This window comes from Streptomyces glomeratus, from assembly GCF_021462825.1.
Lineage (GTDB): Bacteria > Actinomycetota > Actinomycetes > Streptomycetales > Streptomycetaceae > Streptomyces > Streptomyces glomeratus.
The window spans coordinates 17980-38797 of record NZ_JAKEEB010000016.1 but is presented as its reverse complement, the minus strand read 5'-3'; the positions used below and the strand labels follow the sequence as shown (position 1 = coordinate 38797).

Below are 20818 nucleotides of genomic sequence, written 5' to 3'. Positions count from 1 at the left end.
GATGCCCGCTCCCCGTACCGTTCTGCTCACCGGCGCCGCCGGCGGACTCGGCACCCTGATGCGGGGACTGCTGCCCCGGTACGGCTACGAGCTGCGGCTTCTGGACCTCAGGCCGATCGAGGACGAGCCGGACGCGATCACCGCGGACCTCGCCGACCGGGACGCTCTGCGGGAGGCCGTGCGGGGCGTCGACGCGATCATCCATCTCGCGGGCATCTCCCTGGAGTCCACGTTCGAGAAGATCCTCAAGGCGAACATCGAGGGCACGTACCACCTGTACGAGGCGGCGCGCGAGGAGGGCGTGCGCCGGGTCGTGTTCGCCTCCTCCAACCATGCGGTCGGCTACACCCCGCGCCCCCGGGGCGACGACCCGCTGATCCCGGTCTGCACCCCGCGCCGCCCGGACACCTTCTACGGACTGTCGAAGTCCTTCGGTGAGGACCTCGCCCAGTTCTACTGGGACAAGCACGGCCTGGAGACGGTCTCGGTGCGCATCGGCTCCTGCTTCCCCGAGCCGACCAGCGTGCGCATGCTCTCCGTCTGGATGAGCCCCGGGGACGGCGCCCGCCTCTTCCACGCCGCCCTGACCGCCGAGAACGTCGGACACACCGTCGTCCACGGCTCCTCCGCCAACACCCGCCTGTGGTGGGACCTCACCAGCGCACGGGCGCTCGGCTACGAGCCGCAGGACGACTCCGAGCCCTACGCCGCCGAGCTGATCGCCGAGCAGGGCGAGCTGGACCCGGGCAACCCGGCGCACGCGTACCTCGGCGGCCACTTCGTCACCGACCCGCCGATCTGGCCGTACTGACCCGGCCCTCCGGGGCGGGCGGGCACCGAACGGGCCCGCCCGCCCCGCACGCCGGGCACGCGGGCTGCCCGATCCCACCGGCCACCGCGCTCCGGCGCAGGTCCGCGACGGGCACCGCATCCGCCGAACGGGCGGGATCGGGCACACACGGGCAGGGAACAGACCTGGTCACCACCGCACACCCGCTGTAGAAAAGCCCCCAAGGGCCCCACCGGGCCCGAACGGGCACCGGCCGGAGCTCCCAGGAACGGAACAAGCCATGGCGAGACCCGGCCACGCGGAACAGCGGATTCAAGGCGGGAGGCGACGATGACGACGAGGACCACGGAAGAACGCCGGCGCGAGATCGTCAGGGCCGCCCGCCGCACGGGCTCGGTCGACGTCACCACACTCGCCGCGGAACTGGGCGTGGCCAAGGAGACCGTCCGACGCGATCTGCGTGCCCTGGAGGACCACGGGCTCGTCCGCCGTACGCACGGCGGCGCCTATCCCGTGGAGAGCGCCGGTTTCGAGACGACCCTCGCCTTCCGCGCCACCAGTCATGTGCCCGAGAAGCGCCGGATCGCGGCCGCCGCGGCCGAGCTGCTGGGGGACGCCGAGACGGTCTTCGTGGACGAGGGGTTCACCCCCCAGCTGATCGCCGAGGCCCTGCCGGCGGACCGGCCGCTGACCGTGGTCACCGCGTCGCTTCCGGTCGCGGGCGCCCTCGCCGGGTCCGGGAACGTGTCGGTCCTGCTCCTCGGCGGGCGGGTCCGCGCCGGCACGCTGGCGACGGTCGACCACTGGACGACCAAGATGCTGGCCGGCTTCGTGGTCGACCTCGCCTACATCGGCGCCAACGGCATCTCCCGCGAACACGGCCTGACCACCCCCGACCCCGCGGTCAGCGAGGTCAAGGCCCAGGCCATCCGTGCCGCACGTCGCACCGTCTTCGCGGGCGTGCACACCAAGTTCGGGGCGGTCAGCTTCTGCCGGTTCGCCGAGGTCGGCGCGCTGGAGGCGATCGTGACGAGCACGCTGCTGCCGGCCGCCGAGGCCCACCGCTACTCCCTGCTGGGCCCTCAGGTCATCCGGGTCTGAGCGTCGAACCCGCCCACCCACAGGGCCGCTCCGTCCCGATGAGCGCCCCTTGTATCCCGATACATCCAGGAGCGATCCATGCGAACCCAGAGCCGACGAAGGCCGCGAGCCATGCTCGCCACGGCCGCCGCAGGGACGCTGCTCGCCCCGCTGATCTCCGGCTGCTGGGTCGGTGCGGGCGGCTCCGGTTCAGGCGGCGACTCCCTCGACGTCCTGATGGTCAACAACCCTCAGATGGTGGAGTTGCAGAAGCTCACCGCCGCGAACTTCACCAAGGAGACCGGCATCAAGGTGAACTTCACCGTCCTGCCCGAGAACGACGTCCGCGACAAGATCAGCCAGGACTTCGCCAACCAGGCGGGGCAGTACGACGTCGCCACCCTGTCCAACTACGAGATACCGATCTACGCCCGCAACGGATGGCTGCACGAGATGGACTCGTACACAGCCAGGGACCCGGCCTACGACGAGCAGGACGTCCTCAAGCCCATGCGCCAGTCCCTCACCGGCGACGACGGCAGGCTCTACGGCCAGCCCTTCTACGGTGAGTCGTCCTTCCTGATGTACCGCAAGGACGTATTCGCCGCGAAGGGCCTGACGATGCCCGCGCACCCCACCTGGCGGCAGGTGGCCGGCCTCGCCGCGAAGGCGGACGGCGCGCAGCCCGGTATGAAAGGCATCTGCCTGCGCGGGCTGCCCGGCTGGGGCGAGCTGATGGCACCGCTCACCACCGTCGTGAACACCTTCGGCGGCACCTGGTTCGACAAGGACTGGAAGGCCCGTCTCGACTCCCCCGAGTTCGAGAAGGCGACAAAGTTCTATGTCGACCTCGTCCGCAGCCACGGCGAGTCCGGCGCGGCCCAGTCCGGCTTCGCCGAGTGCCTCAACGACATGACCCAGGGCAAGGTCGCCATGTGGTACGACGCCACATCAGCGGCCGGACTGCTGGAGGCGGCCGGCTCACCGGTCAAGGGCAGGCTCGGCTACGCCCCCGCCCCCGTGGAGAGGACGGACTCGTCCGGCTGGCTCTACACCTGGGCCTGGGGCATCCAGAAGGCCTCCCGCAATCCCGACAAGGCCTGGAAGTTCGTGTCCTGGGCCTCGAGCAAGGGCTATGAGCAGCTGGTCGGCCGGACGAGCGGCTGGCCGAACGTCCCGGCGGGCAAGCGGGCGTCGACGTACACGAACGCCGACTACCGCAGGTCGGCCGCCGCCTTCCAGGAGATGACCAGGCAGGCCATCGAGAGCGCCCGCCCGAAGGACCCCGGCGTGCAGCCGCGCCCCGCGCCCGGCATCCAGTTCGTCGGCATCCCCGAGTTCACCGACCTCGGCACCAGGGTCTCCCAGGAGATCAGCGCGGCCATCGCCGGGCGCCAGTCCACAGGCGCGGCCCTGAAGAAGTCCCAGCAGCTCGCCGAGAAGATCTCCAAGGAGTACGAGGGACGATGACAGCGACGACGGCTCCCCTCACGACCGCCCCCGTGCGGGCGGTGAAACAACCCTCGGCCCGGCTGCGCGCCTGGGCCACCCGGGCCCCGCTGCTGCCGGCCCTGGTCTTCATGATCGTGGTGACCCAGCTGCCGTTCGTGGCCACGCTGGTGATCTCCTTCTTCGACTGGAACGCCCTCTATCCCAAAGCCCGCCACTTCACCGGCGTCGACAACTACCGCCAGGTGCTGACCGACGCGGCCCTGCGCCACTCGGTGTGGACGACCGTGCTGCTCACGGTGGCGGTGGTGCTGGCCAGCCTGGTCCTCGGCCTGGCACTGGCCCTGCTGCTGGACCGTGGGTTCCGCGGCCGGGGTGTCGTCCGCACCCTGCTCATCGCCCCGTTCCTGGTGGTGCCCGTGGCAGCGGCCCTGCTCTGGAAGCATGTGCTCTACAACCCCGAATACGGCTTGATCAACGGGTTGTTGCACTCTGTGGGCGGCCCCCAGCCGGACTGGCTCTCCAACAGCCCGCTGCTCGCGGTCGAGGCCTCCCTGGTCTGGCAGTGGACGCCGTTCATGATGCTGATCCTGCTGGCCGGGCTGCAGAGCCGGGACCAGCAGCAGATCGAGGCCGCTCGGGTCGACGGCGCGAGCGACTGGCAGATCTTCCGTCATCTGACCCTGCCCCACCTGCGTCGCTACCTCGAACTCGGCGGCCTGCTGGGCTCGATCTACATCGTGCAGAACTTCGACGCGGTCTTCACGATCACGTCCGGCGGACTGGGCACGGCGAACCTGCCGTACACCGTGTACCAGAGCTTCTACCAGGCCCATGAGAACGGCCTCGCCTCGGCCGCGGGCGTCCTGGTGGTCATCGGCTCGATCATCATCACGACCTTCGCCCTGCGCGTGGTCTCGTCCCTCTTCCGCGAGGAGGTGTCCCGCGCATGAGCACCACGGCTCCTCGGCGCCGGGTACGCAGAGGCAGCAGCCTGGGCCTGGTGGCCTGGCTGGCCGGCATCGTCTTCTTCCTGCCCATCGCGTGGATGGCCCTGACGTCCCTCCACTCGGAGGCGGACGCGGCGACCAACCCGCCCTCCTTCACCGCCTCCCTCACCCTGGACGGCTACCGCGAGTTCTTCGGGTCGGGCGGCGGGGCGAGCCCGTGGCCGGCGCTGATCAACTCCACGGTGGCCTCGCTGGTCTCGACGCTGTGCGTCCTGCTGCTCGCCCTGCCGGCGGCGTACGCGCTGTCGATCCGGCCGGTGAGGAAGTGGACGGACGTCCTGTTCTTCTTCCTGTCCACGAAGATGCTGCCCGCCGTGGCGGGCCTGCTGCCCGTCTATCTGTTCGCCAAGAACGCCGGACTGCTCGACAACGTCTGGCTGCTGGTCATCCTCTACACCTCCATGAACCTGCCGATCGCTGTGTGGATGATGCAGTCCTTCCTCGCCGAGGTGCCCGTCGCGGTGATCGAGGCGGCTCGGGTGGACGGAGCGCGCCTGCCGGTGATCCTCGCCCGGGTGGTGGCCCCGATCGCCCTGCCCGGCATCGCGGCGACCGCCCTGATCTGCTTCATCTTCAGCTGGAACGAGCTGCTCTTCGCCCGAGTCCTGACGGGCGTGGTCGCCGAGACCGCCCCCGTCTTCCTGACCGGCTTCATCACCAGCCAGGGCCTGTTCCTGGCGAAGGTGTGCGCCGCGTCGCTCGTCGTCTCCCTGCCGGTGCTCGCCGCGGGGTTCGCCGCCCAGGACAAGCTGGTCCAGGGCCTGTCGTTGGGAGCCGTGAAATGAAGGCCGCCGTCATCGAGTCCGTGGGCCGCGCCGTCGTCACGGAGATCCCGGACCCGGCGCCCGGCGCCCGGGAGGTCGTCGTGGAGGTCGCGGCGTGCGGACTGTGCGGCACGGACCTGCACATCCTGCAGGGCGAGTTCGCACCCAAGCTGCCGATCGTGCCCGGGCACGAGTTCGCGGGCGAGGTGGTCGGGGTCGGCGCACAGGTCACGGAGGTGTCGGTCGGCGACCGGGTGGCCGTGGACCCGTCCCTGTACTGCCACGAATGCCGTTACTGCCGTACCGGCCACAACAACCTCTGCGAGCGGTGGGCCGCGATCGGCGTGACGACGCCCGGCGGGGCGGCGCGGTACGCGGTGGCGCCGGTGGCCAACTGTGTGAAACTCCCCGAACATGTGCGCACCGAGGACGCGGCACTGATCGAACCGCTGTCCTGCGCGGTGCGCGGCTACGACGTCCTGAAGTCCCAGCTGGGCTCGCATGTGCTGATCTACGGTTCCGGGACGATGGGCCTGATGATGCTGGAACTGGCCAAGCGCACCGGCGCGGCGAGCGTGGACGTGGTGGATGTGAACCCGGCGCGCCTGGAGACCGCGCGCCGGCTCGGTGTCACCGGGACCGCGGCGAACGCCGACGAACTGGACCGCCCGCAGGGCTGGGACCTGGTGGTGGACGCCACCGGCAACGCGGCGGCGATCCAGGACGGCCTGGGACGGGTGGCGAAGGCGGGCACGTTCCTGCAGTTCGGGGTCGCGGACTACGCGGCACGGGTCACGATCGACCCGTACCGCATCTACAACCAGGAGATCACGATCACCGGTTCGATGGCGGTGCTGCACAGCTTCGAGCGGGCGGCCGAACTGTTCGCGGGCGGGGTGCTCGATCCGGACGTGTTCATCAGCGACCGTGTCCCGTTGGAGCGGTACCCGGAGGCGCTGGAGCAGTTCGCGGCGGGAGTGGGGCGGAAGATCGTGGTCGTGCCCTAGAGGCCGGGCCGGGGGTCCACGGCCTCAGCCATACGGCCGTCGGTAAGGGAACGGTAAAGCGGCCTCGCTCGTTCACGGGGCATGACAGCTATGACCCCCGGCTCGAACATCCAGCTCGGAGCCACCCGCGTGACCGTCGACGTCGCCGCCCCGGTACGGCTCGACGTATCGGCCCTGCTGCTCACCGCCGACGGCAAGGTGCGCTCCGACGACGACTTCATCTTCTACAACCAGCCCATGGGCCCGGGCGTCACCTACCGCTCCGGGGGCGGTACGAGCCCCGACTCGATCACGGTCGACACGGCCGCCGTTCCCACGGGCATCGAGAAGATCGTCGTCACGGCGAGCCCCGACGCCGCGGGCCAGACCTTCCAGGGCATCGAGCCGACGGCCACCATCCGCAACGCGGACGACAACAGCATCCTGGGCACGTTCACACCGCCGCAGCTCGGCACCGAGACGGCCCTGGTGGTCGCGGAGGTCTACCTCAGAGGCGGCGTGTGGAAGGCCCGCGCGGTCGGGCAGGGGTATGCGAACGGGCTGGCGGGGATCGCCACCGACTTCGGCGTCACGGTGGAGGAGCCGGCCGCGCCTCCGCAGCCCGTTAGCCCGCCCGCGCCCGCGACGCAGCCTCCGGCTCCGCCCGCCACGGTCGCCGCCCCGGTCGCCGGCGCGGGCGCGGGCGCGGGCGCGGGGAAGATCAACCTCGACAAGGGCCGGGTCAGCCTGCAGAAGAACCAGACGGTGTCCCTGGTCAAGGGCGGCCGCCCCCTTCTGTCGCAGGTCAGGATGGGCCTCGGCTGGGAGCCCGCGTTCAACGGCAAGGACATCGACCTGGACGCGTCGGTCATCGCGTACGGCCCGCAGCGCAATCACATCGACAGCTGCTATTTCGGCAAGCTGACCATTCTGAACGGAGCGGTCAAGCACTCCGGCGACAACCTCACGGGCGAGGGCGGAGGCGACGACGAGGTCATCACGGTCGACCTCGGACGCCTTCCCCAGGAGGTCACGGGCCTGGTCTTCACGGTGAACTCCTTCTCGGGGCAGAAGTTCACCGAGGTCGCCAAGGCCTACTGCCGTCTCGTGGACGCCGCGACCGGCCAGGAGCTGGTCCGCTTCGACCTCACGCACGCCGAGCCGCAGACGGGCGTGATGATGGCGAAGCTGATCCGGCAGTTCTCCGGGGAGTGGGACATGACCGCGATGGGCGACTTCGTCGGGGCGCGCACGGTGCGGAACATGGTGAACCCGGCGGCGCAGGCCCTGTAGGCCCGGTCGCACGCCACCCTGCGGGCCCTCGGGTCCGCAGGGTGTGCCCGCCGGTGTCAGGGCCGCAGTCCCTCCGTCAGCAGCGACAGATAGCGGCTGATGTGCCTGCCCTCCCCGTCCGCCAGCTCCGAGGCCGTCGCCACCCCGTGCGCCAGCCGCAGGACCTCGATCGGCTCGACGTCCGGGCGCAGGGTCCCCTCCCGCTGCGCCGCCTCCACCAGACGCGTCGCGGCCCCCTTGATCGAGGTGCCGCAGACCGTGAGCGCCGCCGAGCCGCCATCCGCCACGGCCGACCCGACCAGGGCCTTGAGCCCGCGCACCTGGATGGTTCCGACGCAGAGTTCGTTCAGCCACTCCGTCAGCGCCTCGCCCGGCGGCAGTTCCGCCGCAAGCTCGTCGGCCCTGGCCGCGATCGCCTCGATCCGGCCCAGGTAGGCCGCCTCCAGGAGGTCCTGGCGCGTGGGGAAGTGCCGGTAGAGGGTGCCGGATCCGACTCCCGCCCGCTTGGCGATGTCGTCGAGCGACGCGTTCTCTCCGTGCTCGGCGAAGGCGACGGCCGCCGCCTTCAGCAATCGCTCGTAGTTGCGCCGGGCGTCCGCTCGCATGGGCCTGACCTGTGACATCCGGATACTCCTCGCGAACCGGGGATCCCGCCGTACCCTATCGGGCAACGGCCGGAGACAATCCCCGATTCCCTCGAGCGGAAGCGGTGCCACCCGGTCCGGGCGAGGCCCGGACCGGCTGGCGGTCGCCGGATGTCAGTCGCGCTTCTGGCGCTTCCAGGGGCCGGTGATGGCCAGCATGATGCCGGGCTCCTGGATGTTGGCGAACAGGGTCTTTCCGTCGGGCGAGAAGGTGACGCCCGTGAACTCGCTGTACTCGGGCTCCTCGGCGGAGCCCATGTTCAGCTCGTTGCGTGCGATCGGATACGTGCGGCCGCTGTCGGTGGCACCGAAGAGGTGCTGGACGCCCTCGCCGTCCTCGGCGATGACCAGACCGCCGTACGGCGAGACGGTGATGTTGTCCGGGCCGTCGAAGGCGCCGTCCCGTGCGGGGTCCGTGTTCACGCCGAGCAGGACCTTCAGGGTGAGGGTGCGGCGCCGGGGGTCGTAGAACCAGACCTGGCCGTCGTGCTGGACGGGGCTCTCCTCGCGGGCGAACGAGGAGACGATGTACGTACCGCCGTCGCCCCACCACATGCCCTCCAGCTTGCGGGCGCGGGTGACCTCGCCGGACGCGAACTGCTTGCGGACGGAGACGGTCCTGGCGTCACGGTCCGGGACGTCGACCCAGTCGACGCCGTAGACCGTGCCGATCTTCGTCGCACGGGAGAGGTCGTCCACGTACCGGCCGCCGGAGTCGAAGCACTTGAAGACCTGGAGACGGCCCGCGTCGTCGGCGAGGGTGCGCAGCCTGCCGCGGCCGTGGCTGAAGCCCTCGGGCGGGGTCCAGCGGTACAGCAGGCCGTTCGGGCCGGACGCGTCCTCGGTCAGGTAGAGGTGGCCGCGCTTGGGGTCGACGACGACGGCCTCGTGGGCGTAGCGGCCCAGCGCCTTGATCGGCTTGGGGTCGCGGTTGGCCCGACGGTCCTCCGGGTCGACCTCGAAGACATAGCCGTGGTCCTTGGTCATGCCGTTCTGGCCGGCCTTGTCCTCGGTCTCCTCGCAGGTGAGCCACGTTCCCCACGGGGTGTTGCCGCCCGCACAGTTGGTGGAGGTGCCCGCGATGCCGACCCACTCGGCGACATGGTCGTGGCGAACCTCGACGACGGTGCAGCCGCCGGACGCGGCCGGGTCGTAGACGAGTCCCTCGGTGAGCGGCACGGGGTGCGCCCACTTGGCGCGCGGGCCCTTCAGCTCATGGTTGTTGACGAGGAGGGTCGCGCCGCGCGGGCCGTCGAAGGTGGAGGTGCCGTCGTGGTTGGAGGGGGTGAACTCCCCGGACTCCAGCTTGGTCTTTCCGCTGTAGGTGATGATCCGGTACGAGAAGCCGGCGGGCAGCGCGAGGATGCCGTCCGGGTCGGGGAGGAGCGGTCCGTAGCCGATGCGGGGCTGGCGGTCCTCCTCGTGGTCGCCCGCGGTCTCGGCGTCGGTGGAGGCGAGCGCGCCCGGAGCGGTGGCGAGGGCACCGACGCTGCCGGCGAGGGCGATACCTGCGCCGGTGAGCGCGGACCGTCTGGCGAAGTCCCTACGGGTGAGCGACATGCTGTCTCCTGGGGAAGGCGAAGTCGGTCGGGGGGTGGCTCGGCGGACCTCGATGCCGCGCACACCGTCCCGCCCCGGCCTGAACGCCGGTTGAACACGGACCGACGTCCGGGGACGCAGTTCCATGAACCCCCCAAGCGCTGCCCAGGAAGCGGGCATGCATCTCAACGACGGTCCATGCACCGGCAATGTCCGCGGACCGCCCGCCTCACGACAGGATGTCCGCCCACGTCCGACCGCGGGACGTTCGCCTGTGTCCGACCGTGGGAGGCTCGCCCATGGCCGACCGCGGGACGTTCGCCTGTGTCCGACCGCAGGATGCCCGCCCAGGGGGTCGCGCCCCCGGCGCTCTCAACCCCCGTGCTGCGAACGCGCCTTGAACGCCGCCTTCCGGGCCTCCTTCGCCAACTTCTTGTCCGGATGCAGGCGTCCCATCGCCTCGAGCACCTCCGGGGTCGCCGGATGGTCCACCCGCCACGCCGTGGCGAAGAAACCGCTGTGCTGTGCCGCCAGGCCCTCCACCAGTCCCTGAAGCTCCGTGGAGTTGCCCTCGGCCGCCAGCTGTGCGGCCACGGTGTCGATGGTCAGCCAGAAGACCATCGCCTCGGTGGGTGCGGGCACGTCGGCCGCCCCCCGCTCGGTGAGCCAGACCCGCGCCAGGCCGCCCAGTTCCGCGTCGTCCAGCACCTCGCGCAGCGCGGGCTCGGCCTCCGGCCCGACCAGGGACAGCGCCTGCTGACAGCGCAGCCGGCGCAGTGGCGCGCCGGCGTCCGAGCCGCGCGCCGCCGCGAGCAACTCGCGTACGGCCTCGAGCGGTTCCCGGCGGACCAGCCACTGCTCGGTCTCGGCCTGCGCCGCCGCCGGGGGGAAAGCGGACGTGCCGTCGAGCATCGCGTCCGCGCCCTTGTCCGCCAGTTCCCCGACCGCGGGAGCGGTCATTCCGGCCTCCCGCAGCCGCTCGCGCATCCCGAACAGACCGAGGGGGGTGAGCCGCACCATCCCGTACCGGCTGACGTCCGTCTCGTCGACGGGCGCGGCCGGCTCCTCCTCGGCGCCGGCCATCAGGGCCTCGTCGACCGGCTGGAAGTCGACGAGCCCGATCGGCTCGAGCATCCGGAACTGGTCGTCGAGCCGCATCATGGCGTCCGACACCTGCTCAAGGACGTCATTGGTGGGTTCGCCCATGTCCTCGGGCACGATCATCGACGCGGCGAGCGCGGGCAGCGGAACCGGAGCGTCGCCGGGCCGTTCCGCGCTGACCGACAGCAGGTAGAGATTGCCGAGCACACCGTCCAGGAACTCGGCCTCCGCCTCCGGGTCCCAGTCGAGGGAGGAGAAGTCGATCTCGCTGCCCTCGTCCAGGGCGTCGACAAGGCCGTCGAGGTCGGGCACGCTCGCGTCGGCGAGCACGGTCTCCAGCGCGGTGAGCCACACACCGAGTACGTCGTTCGGGCTTCCGGAGGTCAGCAGCGCGAGCTCGGCGCCCGCGGTGACCGTCCCCTCCTCCTCGTCGACGATCTCGACGAGCCCGGTGTCCACGGCGGTCCGCCAGGCCTCGCCGGCGTAGGCGGCGGCGTCGTCGCCGGTCAGCCCGAGCACCTCGGCCGCGGCGGGCAGCTGCTCCTCGATGAGCTCGCCCCCGCCGCCGACGCGCGTGTCCGGTCCGGCCCAGCGGGCGAGCCGGGCGGCACGGGAGAGCAGCGGTGTGGCGAGCGCGTCCCGTGCGAGCTCCGCTTCGGAGCGCAGCCGAACCGGCGGCAAGGGGGAGCTGTCTGACATCGGCTGGGTCTCCTTGGACGTACGTAGTGACCGAGGGGGCGCCCCGAAACACACGGCTCAGCCTAGACGGATTTCCACCCATGCCGCCCGGTTCATCTGCCCGCCGGGCGGCGTACATGGCCGAAACCTTGACAACTGGCCTTGCTACACAGGAGATTGACGCGCGTAGAAGTCGGCGGACACTTGTTCACCGGGATGCGGTCGACGCTCATCGGGCGTCACCGGCATCCACCGCCTTCTACGCGCGTCGCCACCGCCCCACCGGTCGCGGCCGCCACGGCTCCACATCCACTTTCGTCCCGGCGCCCACGTATGTCCCCGGAGGGATCCCGTTGCCGAGCAAGTCTTCCGCGCGTCTCGCCGCGCTCACCGTCGCCGCCGTCTGTTCCACGCTGTCCGGCGTGGTCCTCATCACGCCGGCGCACGCGGACACCGTGCGTATCCATGACATCCAGGGCACCACCCGTGTATCGCCGCTCGCGGGCCAGAAGGTCACCGACGTGGCCGGAATCGTCACGGGGGTGCGGACCTACGGCTCCTCGAAGGGGTTCTGGGTCCAGGACCCCGACCCGGACGACAACCCGGCCACCAGCGAGGGCGTCTTCGTCTTCACCAGCTCCGCCCCGAAGGTCGCCGTGGGCGACTCGGTCACCGTGACGGGCACGGTCTCGGAGTACGTCCCGGGCGGTGCCTCGTCCGGCAACCAGTCGGTCACCGAGATCACCAAGCCGACGGTGACGGTGGTGTCCAGCGGCAACGCCGTCCCGGCGCCCACGGTCATCGACGCCGGCTCGGTGCCCGCCGAGTACGCCCCGTCGGGCGACGCGGCCGCGAACGGCTCGGTCAACGGTCTCCCCCTCGAGCCGTCGGCGTACGCCCTGGACTACTACGAGTCCCTGGAGGGAATGAACGTCCAGGTCGCCGACGCGCGTGTGGTCACCGCCACCGACCCGTACACCGAGCTGTGGGTCACGGTGAAGCCGCATGAGCACGCCAACCGCCGCGGCGGCACGGTGTACGGCTCCTACGGCTCCCAGAACACCGGCCGGCTCCAGATACAGTCGCTCGGCGCGACCGCCGACTTCCCGGCCGCGAACGTCGGCGACACGCTCACGGGCGCGACCACCGGCCCGATGGACTACAACCAGTTCGGCGGCTACACCCTCGTCGCCGGCAAGCTGGGCACCCTGAAGAGCGGGGGCCTCCAGCGCGAGACGACCCGCAAGCAGGCGCGCGGCGAGCTGGCCGTGGCGACCTACAACGTGGAGAACCTGGACCCGTCCGACACCACCTTCGCGGCCCACGGCTCCGCGATCGTGAACAACCTGAAGTCCCCGGACATCGTGTCCCTGGAGGAGATCCAGGACAACAACGGCGCCAAGGACGACGGCACGGTCGACGCGAGTCAGACGGTGAACAAACTGATCGACGCGATCGTCGCGGCGGGCGGCCCGAAGTACGACTGGCGTTCGATCGATCCGGTCAACGACCAGGACGGCGGCCAGCCGGGCGGCAACATCCGCCAGGTGTTCCTGTTCAACCCCGAGCGGGTCTCGTTCACCGACCGTCCGGGCGGCGGCTCCACGACCGCCGTGGACGTCACCAGGGTGCACGGCCAGGCGGAGCTGACGGCCTCCCCGGGCCGGATCGACCCGGCGAGCGACGCCTGGAAGTCCAGCCGCAAGCCGCTCGTCGGCGAGTTCGTCTTCCGTGGCAGGACGGTCTTCGTGATCGCCAACCACCTCAACTCCAAGGGCGGCGACCAGGGGCTGACCGCGCAGTACCAGCCGCCGGTGCGCAGCTCCGAGACCCAGCGTCACCTCCAGGCGACCGAGGTGAACACCTTCGTCAAGAAGATCCTCGACACCCAGAAGAACGCCAGGGTCATAGCGCTCGGCGACATGAACGACTTCGAGTTCTCCGACACCGCGAAGATCCTCGAGGGTGACGGCGACCTGTGGTCGGCGATCAAGTCGCTGCCGAAGAGCGAGCGGTACACCTACGACTACCAGGGCAACAGCCAGGTCCTCGACCAGATCCTGGTGAGCCCCGCCATCCGCCGCGGCTGTGACCTCGACTACGACAGCGTGCACATCAACTCGGAGTTCCACGACCAGATCAGCGACCACGACCCGCAGGTGCTGCGGTTCCGTCCGTAGCACCCGCGGGCGTGCTGGGCGGGGTCAGGCGTAGACCTCGTCCAGCCACTGCTGCCAGGCGAGTTCGTTCGCCTTGGCGTCGGCGTCCGCGGCGAAGTCGTGGACGCTGATGCCGACCGGGGCGCCCCAGTGGTTGCGGCCGAAGAATCGGATCAGGGCACCCTCGGTGCGCAGCCCGATGAAATACGGGTTGCGGAAGTCCAGCACGGCGTCCAGGAGCTGCCCACCGGGCCCCCGGACGCCGACGGCGGCTCCCTCGGTGGCGTCCTCGGGCAGGCCGAGGGCCCGGGCGACGGCGGTGAAGGCGTCGTCCGCGGTGGACGCCTCGGGGCCGTTCAGGGTCGCGAAGGCCACCGGGCGCGGCGCGAAGTGGGTCAGGTACTCGCGCAGGGTGTGCAGATAGAAGTCGGTGTGCTTGCTCGCGCCGTCGTACTGGTTGTCCCAGTCGTCGACGAAGATGCCGCTGTGCACGTACCGCACCCAGGCGCGACGGCCCTCGTCACGCGGCTCGATGGTGTGGTCGAGCTGGTTGAGGGTCTGCTGGGAGATGCCCTCGACGTTCGCGACGCGGTTGGTGTAGCGGTGGGGCGGGTCCCAGGCGACGACCTCGGAGCCGAAGGGTCCCCTGCCGCCCTCGCGGGGCTCCGGGGGCTCCATGGGCCACAGATACCCTCCGGTGCCGCGGGTGATCGCCTCCCACACCTCCTCGGGCGTGGCGTCGACCTCGAACTCGCGGACGATCTCGAATTCCTTGGACATGGTGGCTCCTGCGCGAAGTGGGCGGTTCAGTCGGTGAGTTCGGCGGCCGGGGACGCGGTCGGCCCGCACTCTGGCCCGGCGGCCTGCTCTTTGAGGGTGGGATGCACGGCGACGACGATCCGGTGGTCGCGGCCGCTCTCGGCGTCCGGGGCGTCGTACTTGCGGATCAGGGCGCTGACGCCCGCCGTCAGCTCCTGGATGAACGCGGCGCGGTCGGCGGCCGTGGCGAAACGCACCTCGCCGTCCAGCGCGTAGGTCGCGAGCCGCTTGCGGGCCTTCGCCGCTCCGGTGATCAGCGACCCGACGTCCCGCACCAGACGGGCGCCGAGGGCGAGCAGCCAGCGGGCGGAGAGCTGGTCGCGGAACCGGTCCGGGTCCGGCTGCACGGAGGCCAGGGCCAGGGGGCTGATCACATACGAGGCTGCGGTGGCCCGCATCAGCCGCTCGGTGACATTGCCCTTGCGGCGTTCGCCGGCCAACTCGACCAGGCCGTGCCGCTCCAGGGCTTTGAGGTGGTAGTTCACCTTCTGCCGGGGCAGTCCGACCCGGCCGGCCAGCATGGCGGCCGACGCGGGCCCGGCCGCCAGCTCGGCGAGCAGCCGGGCCCGCACAGGGTCCAGCGATACGGCTGCGGTTTCGGCGTCCTCGATCACGGTCACGTCCAGCATGGCTCCACCCTCCCACCGAAAACTTTTTTTGTCCAGACGAGGAGAGTATTCGGTGAGGGGGTACGGGCGGGCGGACACCGGAAGACGGCCCCGGAAGACGGCCCCGGAGGACTGCACCGGAGGACCGTGCTTCAGGGACGCAGCGAACAGGAAGGCGAACGCGGGGCGTTGATCACAGGGAGGCAGACGGGCGCTACGCCTTCGGGCCCCGCTCCTCCAGGCGTGCCAGCTGCGTCTGGAACCAGTCGAGCCGCGCCTGGAGCAGAGCCGCCTCGGCCACCAGCTCGGACACACCGAGGCCGGCCGGAGAGCTCACGGCTCCTTGGGCGACCCGCACCCGCAGCCCTTCTCCGGCGAGCCGCTCGAACACGGCGGGCGACAGCGATGTACGGCCACGCACACACCCCGCGCACGCTGCCCTGAGCGCGCGCCAGCCCGGACGCCCCCAGCCGGCGTCGGCCAGGGCGACAGCCGCCCCTCCGCACCCACACGAGCCGACCGTCATGGTCCGCACGCGCTGACGGGCGTACCGGAAACCGCGCTCGAAGCGGATGTACGCGCCGAGAACGGAGACCTCCAGCAGCACGGCCGCGCGATGCTCCCCGGTGCACAGCAGCGCCTCGGCCTCCGCGCGGTCGTGCACACAGTGGAAGCCGCAGTCGCAGCGCCGGTGCGGCGCACGGTGACGCAGCCCGTACACACACCGGGCCTCGCCGAGGACTCCGTAGGGCAGCGCGCCACCCAGGGACACACCTGTGAACCCGGCCCGGGTGCCGTCCTGGGACAGCATCGGGTGGGCGATCTTGTAACCGGTCGGCGGCTCCGTCGGGCGTTCCTGGGGGAGCCGCAGTGTCATCGGGCCGCGGGGACCTCTGCGGGGGCGGATGCCGCGGGCTCCTCGACGACCTCGGTGACCTGGAGGCCCGCCTCTTCCTCATGAGCCTCCGGGTGCTCTTCCGCGACCCCGGTGGCGAGTGCCTTGCCCAGCCTCATGACGCCTCCCGTTGGTGGTTACCGTCCTGGCCATGGTGACCCATGGAATCCGGTTTGGCACCAGCGCATGACGCTCCACGCCCCCTCGGCGCGCCCCGAATGCCCCCGTCACCGCGGCAGGGGACCTCACCGAGCCGATCGGCCCGATCGGCTGATGCGACAGCGTCTCTAACGCTTACCGTGCAGAAGAATTAAGTAGTCCTTTACGATCGCCCCGTCGACACTGTTCCAATGACGACGACAGCCTCCGCGCCCCCGCCTTTCGGCCGCGCCCTGTGCGCCATGGTCACGCCCTTCACCGAGGAGGGCGCGCTCGATCTCGACGGGGCCCAGCGGCTCGCCGACCGGCTGGTGTCCGAGGGGTGCGACGGGCTGGTGCTGAACGGGACGACGGGCGAGTCGCCGACCACCACGGACGCCGAGAAGTCGGCGCTCGTCGGGGCCGTCCGGGAGGCGGTCGGCGACCGGGCGTCGCTCGTGGCGGGCGTCGGCACCTTCGACACCCGGCACACGGTCGAACTGGCCCTGGAGGCCGAGAAGGCGGGCGCGGACGGCCTGCTGGTGGTCAGCCCGTACTACAGCAAGCCCCCGCAGGACGCCCTCGCCTGGCATTTCCGTCAGATCGCGGACGCGTCGGGGCTGCCGCTCGCGCTGTACGACATCCCCGGCCGCACCGGCACCCGCATCGAGCCCGACACGATGATCCGGCTCGCCGAACACCCGAGGATCGTGGCGGTCAAGGACTGCTCCTACGACTTCCTCGGCATCCAGAAGGTGCTCTCCCGGACGGACCTGGCCTACTACGCCGGCTGCGACGAACACATTCTCGCGCTGTACGCGGTGGGCGCCGCGGGCTACGTCAGCACGGTGGCGAACGTCGCCCCGCGCCGGATGCGGTCCGTGCTGGACGCGTTCGACGCGGGCGACACCGCGGGAGCCGCCCGGCTTCAGCACCGGGCCACGCCTCTGATCGAGGCGATGATGGCTGCGGGACTGCCCGGCACGGTGACGGCCAAGGCACTGCTCGGCGCACTCGGCCTGCCCTCGGGCCCGGTCCGCGCACCGCTGCGACCCGCCGGCCGCGAGGCGGTCGACGGGTTGCTGAGGGCGTACGAGCGGCTCACGAGCGGCTGATCACTTGTGGCGCGCGGGACCGCCCGCCGCCACGGCCCCGGCCTCAAAATGCAGTCGGACGTGTGCCGTTGGTGCCGTACGGTGGCCGCGTGGACCGGCCCCTGCTCTTCCTCGACGTCGACGGCCCGCTCAACCCGTGGGCGGCCCAGCCCGAGCGGCGCCCTGCGGGCTATACGACGATCAGGGTCTCCCTGCACCCTGGGCGGGCCCTGCGCGTGTGGCTGAACCCCGAGCACGGCGCGGCGCTGCTCACGCTGGGCTTCGACCTGTGCTGGGCGACCACGTGGATGGACGCCGCCAACCGCTGGATCGGCCCGGTGATCGGCCTGCCGGAGCTGCCCTACGTCGACTTCGGCGCGGGACTGTTCGCACTGCGCCCGGACAGCGTGCACTGGAAGACCGAGGCGATCGTGGCGTACGCCGGGGGCCGCCCCTTCGCCTGGGTGGACGACGAGCAGAGCCCGGCGGACGAGGACTACGTCGCCGCCCACCACCCGGGGCCGGCCCTGCTGCACCATGTGAACCCGCGGATCGGGCTGCGCGGGGACGACTTCGCGGCACTGACGGAGTTCGCGGCCTCCGTGACGGCGTGACCGCCCCCGCCTACGACCGTGCGGGTTGGTTGGCGATGAGAAGGGTGGTGTGGGCAGGACGGAAGCCCAGCCGGGTGTATATGCGGGCGACGGCGTCCTGCGCGTAGGCGAGGAAGACGGTGTGCACGCCTCGGTCGCGGGCGTGGGTGGACAGAGCTGCGGCGACGGCGGCGGCCAGGCCCTGGCGGCGAGCGACGGGCAGGGTGCCGATGCCGCCGATCTCGGTGGCGCCGTCCGCCGGGTGGTAATGGCCGACGGCGAGGGGGGTGCCGTCCGGGTCGAGGGCGGCGATGAGTGTCTTGTGTCCGGCGCGGAGGGCGGGACGGATCGTGTCGACCGTTCCGTCCGCGGTCAGTTCCCCGGCCACCGCCGACAGTTCCGCCCGGCCCGCCGCGCCCACCGCGGTGCCCGCCTCGGCGAAGGCCAGTCGCGGAAGGGCCAGGGCCGCGGGCAGGACCGGGTCGTCAGCGGTCAGCACCCGGAGCGTGACGCCCTCCGGCAGGGGCTGCGGGGGGACCGGGCGATGCGGGTCGAGGACCATCAGCGGTCGTTCTTCCACCGGCAGTCCCGCGTGCTCGATCCGGGAGCGAAGGTCCGGTACCGCCTCGGCAAGCCACTCGAAGGCTTCCGGAACGCCGAGTTCGCGCTGCCGGGCGCGCACCCGGGCGATGTCGGCGGCGCTGACCGTCGCGCCACCCTCCTCGGTTGGCTGAGCATGGCCCGGACCGCCGTAGTAGGGGGCGCCCGGTTCCCTGCGTACGAACAGCCTCAGGGGACCCCACTCTTCGGCCTCGGCGAACAGCAGCGGCACAGTGGCGTAGTAGCGCTCGATACGGGCGCGCAGTGAGTCACTCATGCGGCGCATCCCACCATGGTGAGGCGCCCCGCGGCATCCGAAAAACGGCGGCCGCGGTCCGGGGCGGACGGCGAACGCCCTTCCGGGCCGTCTCGGGGCCGTGGAAGGGCGCTCGCCGACCGACGCCGACCACTGCGGACAGCGCGGCGGCGGGCCGGGACGCTGACCGACGACGCGGCCGCAGGTCACGGCCGCCGATGGTCAGTTGTGGCTGTGCAGGATCTCGTTCAGGCCGCCCCAGACCGCGTTGTTCGGGCGGGCCTCGACCGCGCCCGTGACCGAGTTGCGGCGGAAGAGGATGTTGGAGGCGCCGGAGAGTTCGCGGGCCTTGACGATCTGGCCGTCGGGCATCGTCACCCGGGTCCCGGCGGTGACGTACAGGCCGGCCTCGATGACGCACTCGTCGCCGAGGGCGATGCCGACGCCCGCCTCGGCGCCGATCAGGCACCGCTCGCCGATGGAGATGATCACGTTGCCGCCGCCGGAGAGCGTGCCCATGGTGGAGGCGCCGCCGCCGATGTCCGAGCCGTCGCCGACCACGACGCCCGCCGAGATGCGGCCCTCGACCATGGAGGTGCCGAGCGTGCCGGCGTTGAAGTTCACGAAGCCCTCGTGCATGACCGTCGTGCCCTCGGCGAGGTGGGCGCCGAGGCGCACCCGGTCGGCGTCGGCGATGCGAACGCCCTTCGGGGCGACGTAGTCCGTCATGCGCGGGAACTTGTCGATGGAGGTCACCTGGAGGTGCAGGCCCTCGGCGCGGGCGTTGAGGCGCACCTTCTCGATGTCGTCGACGGCGACCGGGCCGAGCGAGGTCCAGGCCACATTGGCGAGGAAGCCGAAAATCCCGTCCAGGCTCTGGCCGTGCGGCCTGACCAGGCGGTGCGAGAGCAGGTGCAGACGCAGGTAGACGTCGTGCGCGTCGATCGGCTTGTCGTCGACGGAGGCGATGACCGTGCGGACCGCGACCACATCGACGCCCCGACGGGCGTCCGGGCCCATCGCCCGCGCGGCTTCTTCGCCGAGCAGTTCCACGGCTCGCTCGGGAGACAGCCGCTCGGTGCCGGACGGGCCGGGCTCGGCGGCCAGTTCGGGCGCGGGGAACCAGGTGTCGAGAACGGTGCCGTCGGCGGCGATGGTGGCGAGGCCGGCGGCCACGGCACCGGTGGTGCGGGGAGCAGTCGTGTCGGTCATGAGGGAAACCTAACGTGGCGGGGGGCGCGCGGGCGAACCGGTGAACGAGGCGTCTCACGTGCCGGGCGACCGTGCGGCCGGCCGCACGCGGCACCTGGTCATGGAATCACCCGTGCCAGGACCTCCCGGGCGTACCGCTCGTCGTAGGCAGCCCCCGTCAGCAGCACCTGGAGACAGATCCCGTCCATCAGCGCGAGCAGCGCCCGCGCGGTGACCGGGTCCGTGCGCCGGGCCAGCCGCTCGGCGGTCTCCTCCGTCCATGCCGCGGCGACGGGGCGCAGGACGGGGCGCCGCAGGGCCGCGAGATACAGCTCGTACTCGAGCTCGACCCCCGTACGGTCGCCGCCCAGCCACTCCCCCAGGGCCCGGGCGAGGTCACCGGCGAGGTCGCCGTCGGTGTCCTCCAGCAGTCCGCTCGCGGCGAGCACCTTGGCGAATCCCTCGTTGGCCTGCCTGAGCGCGGCGACCGTGAGCTCGTCGAGGGTCGCGAAGTGGTACGTCGTGGAGCCGAGCGGCACGTCCGCCTCGGCGGCGACTGAGCGGTGACTCAGTCCGGCCAGGCCCTTCTTCCCCACCACCCGGATCGCCGCGTCCACGATCCGCTGCCGCCGCTCGGGGTCGTAGCGCCGGGGCATCAGTGAGCACCTCCCAGGTTCAGGACCACGACCCCGCCGACGATCAGCACGATCCCGGCGATCTTCGCCAGGCCGAGGCCCTCGCCGAAGAGGACCAGCCCGATCGCGGCGACGGTCGCGGTGCCGACCCCCGACCAGATCGCGTAGGCCGTGCCTATCGACACGGTCTTCAGGGTCCGGGCGAGCAGCGCGAAGGAGACCACGTACCCGAGCAGGGTCAGCAGCGACGGCCCCAGCCTGCTGAAGCTCTCGCTGTACTTCATGGCGGTGGTGGCGACGACTTCGGCGGCGATGGCCCCCGCGAGGAACGCGTATCCCATGGGGACAAGTGTACGCATCGATATGTACGGCCGTACACAAGCTCGGAAACAGCCGGAAACCGCTCTCTGAAACCGTGCTGAGACCCCGTCACGAGAAACGGCGACGCCCGCAGGGGGCGTCGCCGTTTTCCTCACAGCCGGGGAGGGCCAGGGGA

21 protein-coding genes are annotated in these 20818 nt (G+C 71.2%); 10 read left to right on the top strand and 11 right to left on the bottom strand.

The window, feature by feature from the left end:
* Position 1: 1 nt before the first annotated feature.
* The 7 genes from LZ604_RS20015 (at position 2) to LZ604_RS19985 (ending at position 7372) form a co-directional block, all read left to right on the top strand.
* Entirely contained in the window at positions 2-811 is an 810-nt protein-coding gene (locus tag LZ604_RS20015; RefSeq protein ID WP_234516769.1) for an NAD-dependent epimerase/dehydratase family protein, read from the top strand.
* Between the two features lie 309 nt (positions 812-1120).
* Entirely contained in the window at positions 1121-1891 is a 771-nt protein-coding gene (locus LZ604_RS20010) for a DeoR/GlpR family DNA-binding transcription regulator (protein WP_234516768.1), read from the top strand.
* 78 nt (positions 1892-1969) lie between these two features.
* On the top strand, positions 1970-3340 hold the full coding sequence (locus LZ604_RS20005; RefSeq protein ID WP_234516767.1) for an ABC transporter substrate-binding protein: 1371 nt from the start codon (positions 1970-1972) through the stop codon (positions 3338-3340).
* Positions 3337-4272, top strand: coding sequence for a carbohydrate ABC transporter permease (locus tag LZ604_RS20000; protein ID WP_234516766.1), 936 nt, complete (start codon positions 3337-3339; stop codon positions 4270-4272). Before LZ604_RS20005 ends, LZ604_RS20000 begins: the two co-directional genes overlap by 4 nt.
* Complete coding sequence (locus LZ604_RS19995; protein WP_234516765.1) at positions 4269-5114, top strand: carbohydrate ABC transporter permease; 846 nt, start codon at positions 4269-4271, stop codon at positions 5112-5114. The genes LZ604_RS20000 and LZ604_RS19995 overlap by 4 nt, the downstream gene beginning before the upstream one ends.
* The gene (locus LZ604_RS19990) at positions 5111-6100 is read left to right on the top strand and encodes a zinc-dependent alcohol dehydrogenase family protein (protein WP_234516764.1); all 990 of its coding nucleotides are present in this window, start codon (positions 5111-5113) and stop codon (positions 6098-6100) included. Before LZ604_RS19995 ends, LZ604_RS19990 begins: the two co-directional genes overlap by 4 nt.
* A 90-nt stretch (positions 6101-6190) precedes the next feature.
* The gene (locus LZ604_RS19985) at positions 6191-7372 is read left to right on the top strand and encodes a TerD family protein (RefSeq protein ID WP_234516859.1); all 1182 of its coding nucleotides are present in this window, start codon (positions 6191-6193) and stop codon (positions 7370-7372) included.
* A 56-nt stretch (positions 7373-7428) separates the two neighbouring features.
* Here LZ604_RS19985 and LZ604_RS19980 read toward each other — a convergent pair whose 3' ends face one another.
* The 3 genes from LZ604_RS19980 to LZ604_RS19970 all read right to left on the bottom strand — a co-directional run bounded on the left by LZ604_RS19980 (position 7429) and on the right by LZ604_RS19970 (position 11355).
* The gene (locus tag LZ604_RS19980) at positions 7429-7995 is read right to left on the bottom strand and encodes a TetR/AcrR family transcriptional regulator (RefSeq protein ID WP_234516763.1); all 567 of its coding nucleotides are present in this window, start codon (positions 7993-7995) and stop codon (positions 7429-7431) included.
* Between the two features lie 135 nt (positions 7996-8130).
* Positions 8131-9576: an alkaline phosphatase PhoX gene (locus tag LZ604_RS19975; protein ID WP_234516762.1), complete on the bottom strand. Its 1446-nt coding sequence runs from the start codon at positions 9574-9576 to the stop codon at positions 8131-8133.
* A gap of 351 nt (positions 9577-9927) precedes the next feature.
* Positions 9928-11355 (bottom strand): hypothetical protein, encoded by a 1428-nt coding sequence (locus LZ604_RS19970; protein WP_234516761.1) that lies wholly within the window; start codon positions 11353-11355, stop codon positions 9928-9930.
* A 332-nt stretch (positions 11356-11687) separates the two neighbouring features.
* On the opposite strand from LZ604_RS19970, the gene LZ604_RS19965 reads away from it, so the two are divergent.
* Positions 11688-13514 (top strand): DUF8508 domain-containing protein, encoded by a 1827-nt coding sequence (locus tag LZ604_RS19965; protein ID WP_234516760.1) that lies wholly within the window; start codon positions 11688-11690, stop codon positions 13512-13514.
* A gap of 24 nt (positions 13515-13538) precedes the next feature.
* Here the strand turns inward: LZ604_RS19965 and LZ604_RS19960 are convergent, their stop codons facing one another.
* The 4 genes from LZ604_RS19960 to LZ604_RS19945 form a co-directional block, all read right to left on the bottom strand.
* Positions 13539-14273 carry an SRPBCC family protein gene (locus LZ604_RS19960; protein ID WP_234516759.1) on the bottom strand — a complete coding sequence of 245 codons (735 nt, stop codon included), beginning with the start codon at positions 14271-14273 and terminating at the stop codon, positions 13539-13541.
* Between the two features lie 26 nt (positions 14274-14299).
* Positions 14300-14941: an ArsR/SmtB family transcription factor gene (locus LZ604_RS19955; protein ID WP_234516758.1), complete on the bottom strand. Its 642-nt coding sequence runs from the start codon at positions 14939-14941 to the stop codon at positions 14300-14302.
* A 193-nt stretch (positions 14942-15134) separates the two neighbouring features.
* On the bottom strand, positions 15135-15797 hold the full coding sequence (locus LZ604_RS19950; protein ID WP_234516757.1) for a hypothetical protein: 663 nt from the start codon (positions 15795-15797) through the stop codon (positions 15135-15137).
* The gene (locus LZ604_RS19945) at positions 15794-15934 is read right to left on the bottom strand and encodes a hypothetical protein (protein ID WP_234516756.1); all 141 of its coding nucleotides are present in this window, start codon (positions 15932-15934) and stop codon (positions 15794-15796) included. The genes LZ604_RS19950 and LZ604_RS19945 overlap by 4 nt, the downstream gene beginning before the upstream one ends.
* Before the next feature lie 231 nt (positions 15935-16165).
* On the opposite strand from LZ604_RS19945, the gene dapA reads away from it, so the two are divergent.
* Both dapA and LZ604_RS19935 read left to right on the top strand, forming a co-directional pair.
* Positions 16166-17068 (top strand): 4-hydroxy-tetrahydrodipicolinate synthase, encoded by a 903-nt coding sequence (dapA, locus tag LZ604_RS19940; protein ID WP_234516755.1) that lies wholly within the window; start codon positions 16166-16168, stop codon positions 17066-17068.
* Between the two features lie 89 nt (positions 17069-17157).
* The gene (locus LZ604_RS19935; protein WP_234516754.1) at positions 17158-17661 is read left to right on the top strand and encodes a hypothetical protein; all 504 of its coding nucleotides are present in this window, start codon (positions 17158-17160) and stop codon (positions 17659-17661) included.
* A gap of 10 nt (positions 17662-17671) precedes the next feature.
* Here LZ604_RS19935 and LZ604_RS19930 read toward each other — a convergent pair whose 3' ends face one another.
* From LZ604_RS19930 to LZ604_RS19915, 4 genes are all read right to left on the bottom strand, one after another.
* Complete coding sequence (locus LZ604_RS19930) at positions 17672-18517, bottom strand: GNAT family N-acetyltransferase (RefSeq protein WP_234516753.1); 846 nt, start codon at positions 18515-18517, stop codon at positions 17672-17674.
* A 201-nt stretch (positions 18518-18718) separates the two neighbouring features.
* The gene (dapD, locus tag LZ604_RS19925; protein WP_234516752.1) at positions 18719-19708 is read right to left on the bottom strand and encodes a 2,3,4,5-tetrahydropyridine-2,6-dicarboxylate N-succinyltransferase; all 990 of its coding nucleotides are present in this window, start codon (positions 19706-19708) and stop codon (positions 18719-18721) included.
* A 98-nt stretch (positions 19709-19806) separates the two neighbouring features.
* A complete protein-coding gene (locus tag LZ604_RS19920; RefSeq protein WP_234516751.1) occupies positions 19807-20343 on the bottom strand; it encodes a TetR/AcrR family transcriptional regulator in 537 nt (178 codons plus the stop codon).
* On the bottom strand, positions 20343-20663 hold the full coding sequence (locus tag LZ604_RS19915) for a DMT family transporter (protein WP_234516750.1): 321 nt from the start codon (positions 20661-20663) through the stop codon (positions 20343-20345). The genes LZ604_RS19920 and LZ604_RS19915 overlap by 1 nt, the downstream gene beginning before the upstream one ends.
* Between the last annotated feature and the right edge of the window lie 155 nt (positions 20664-20818).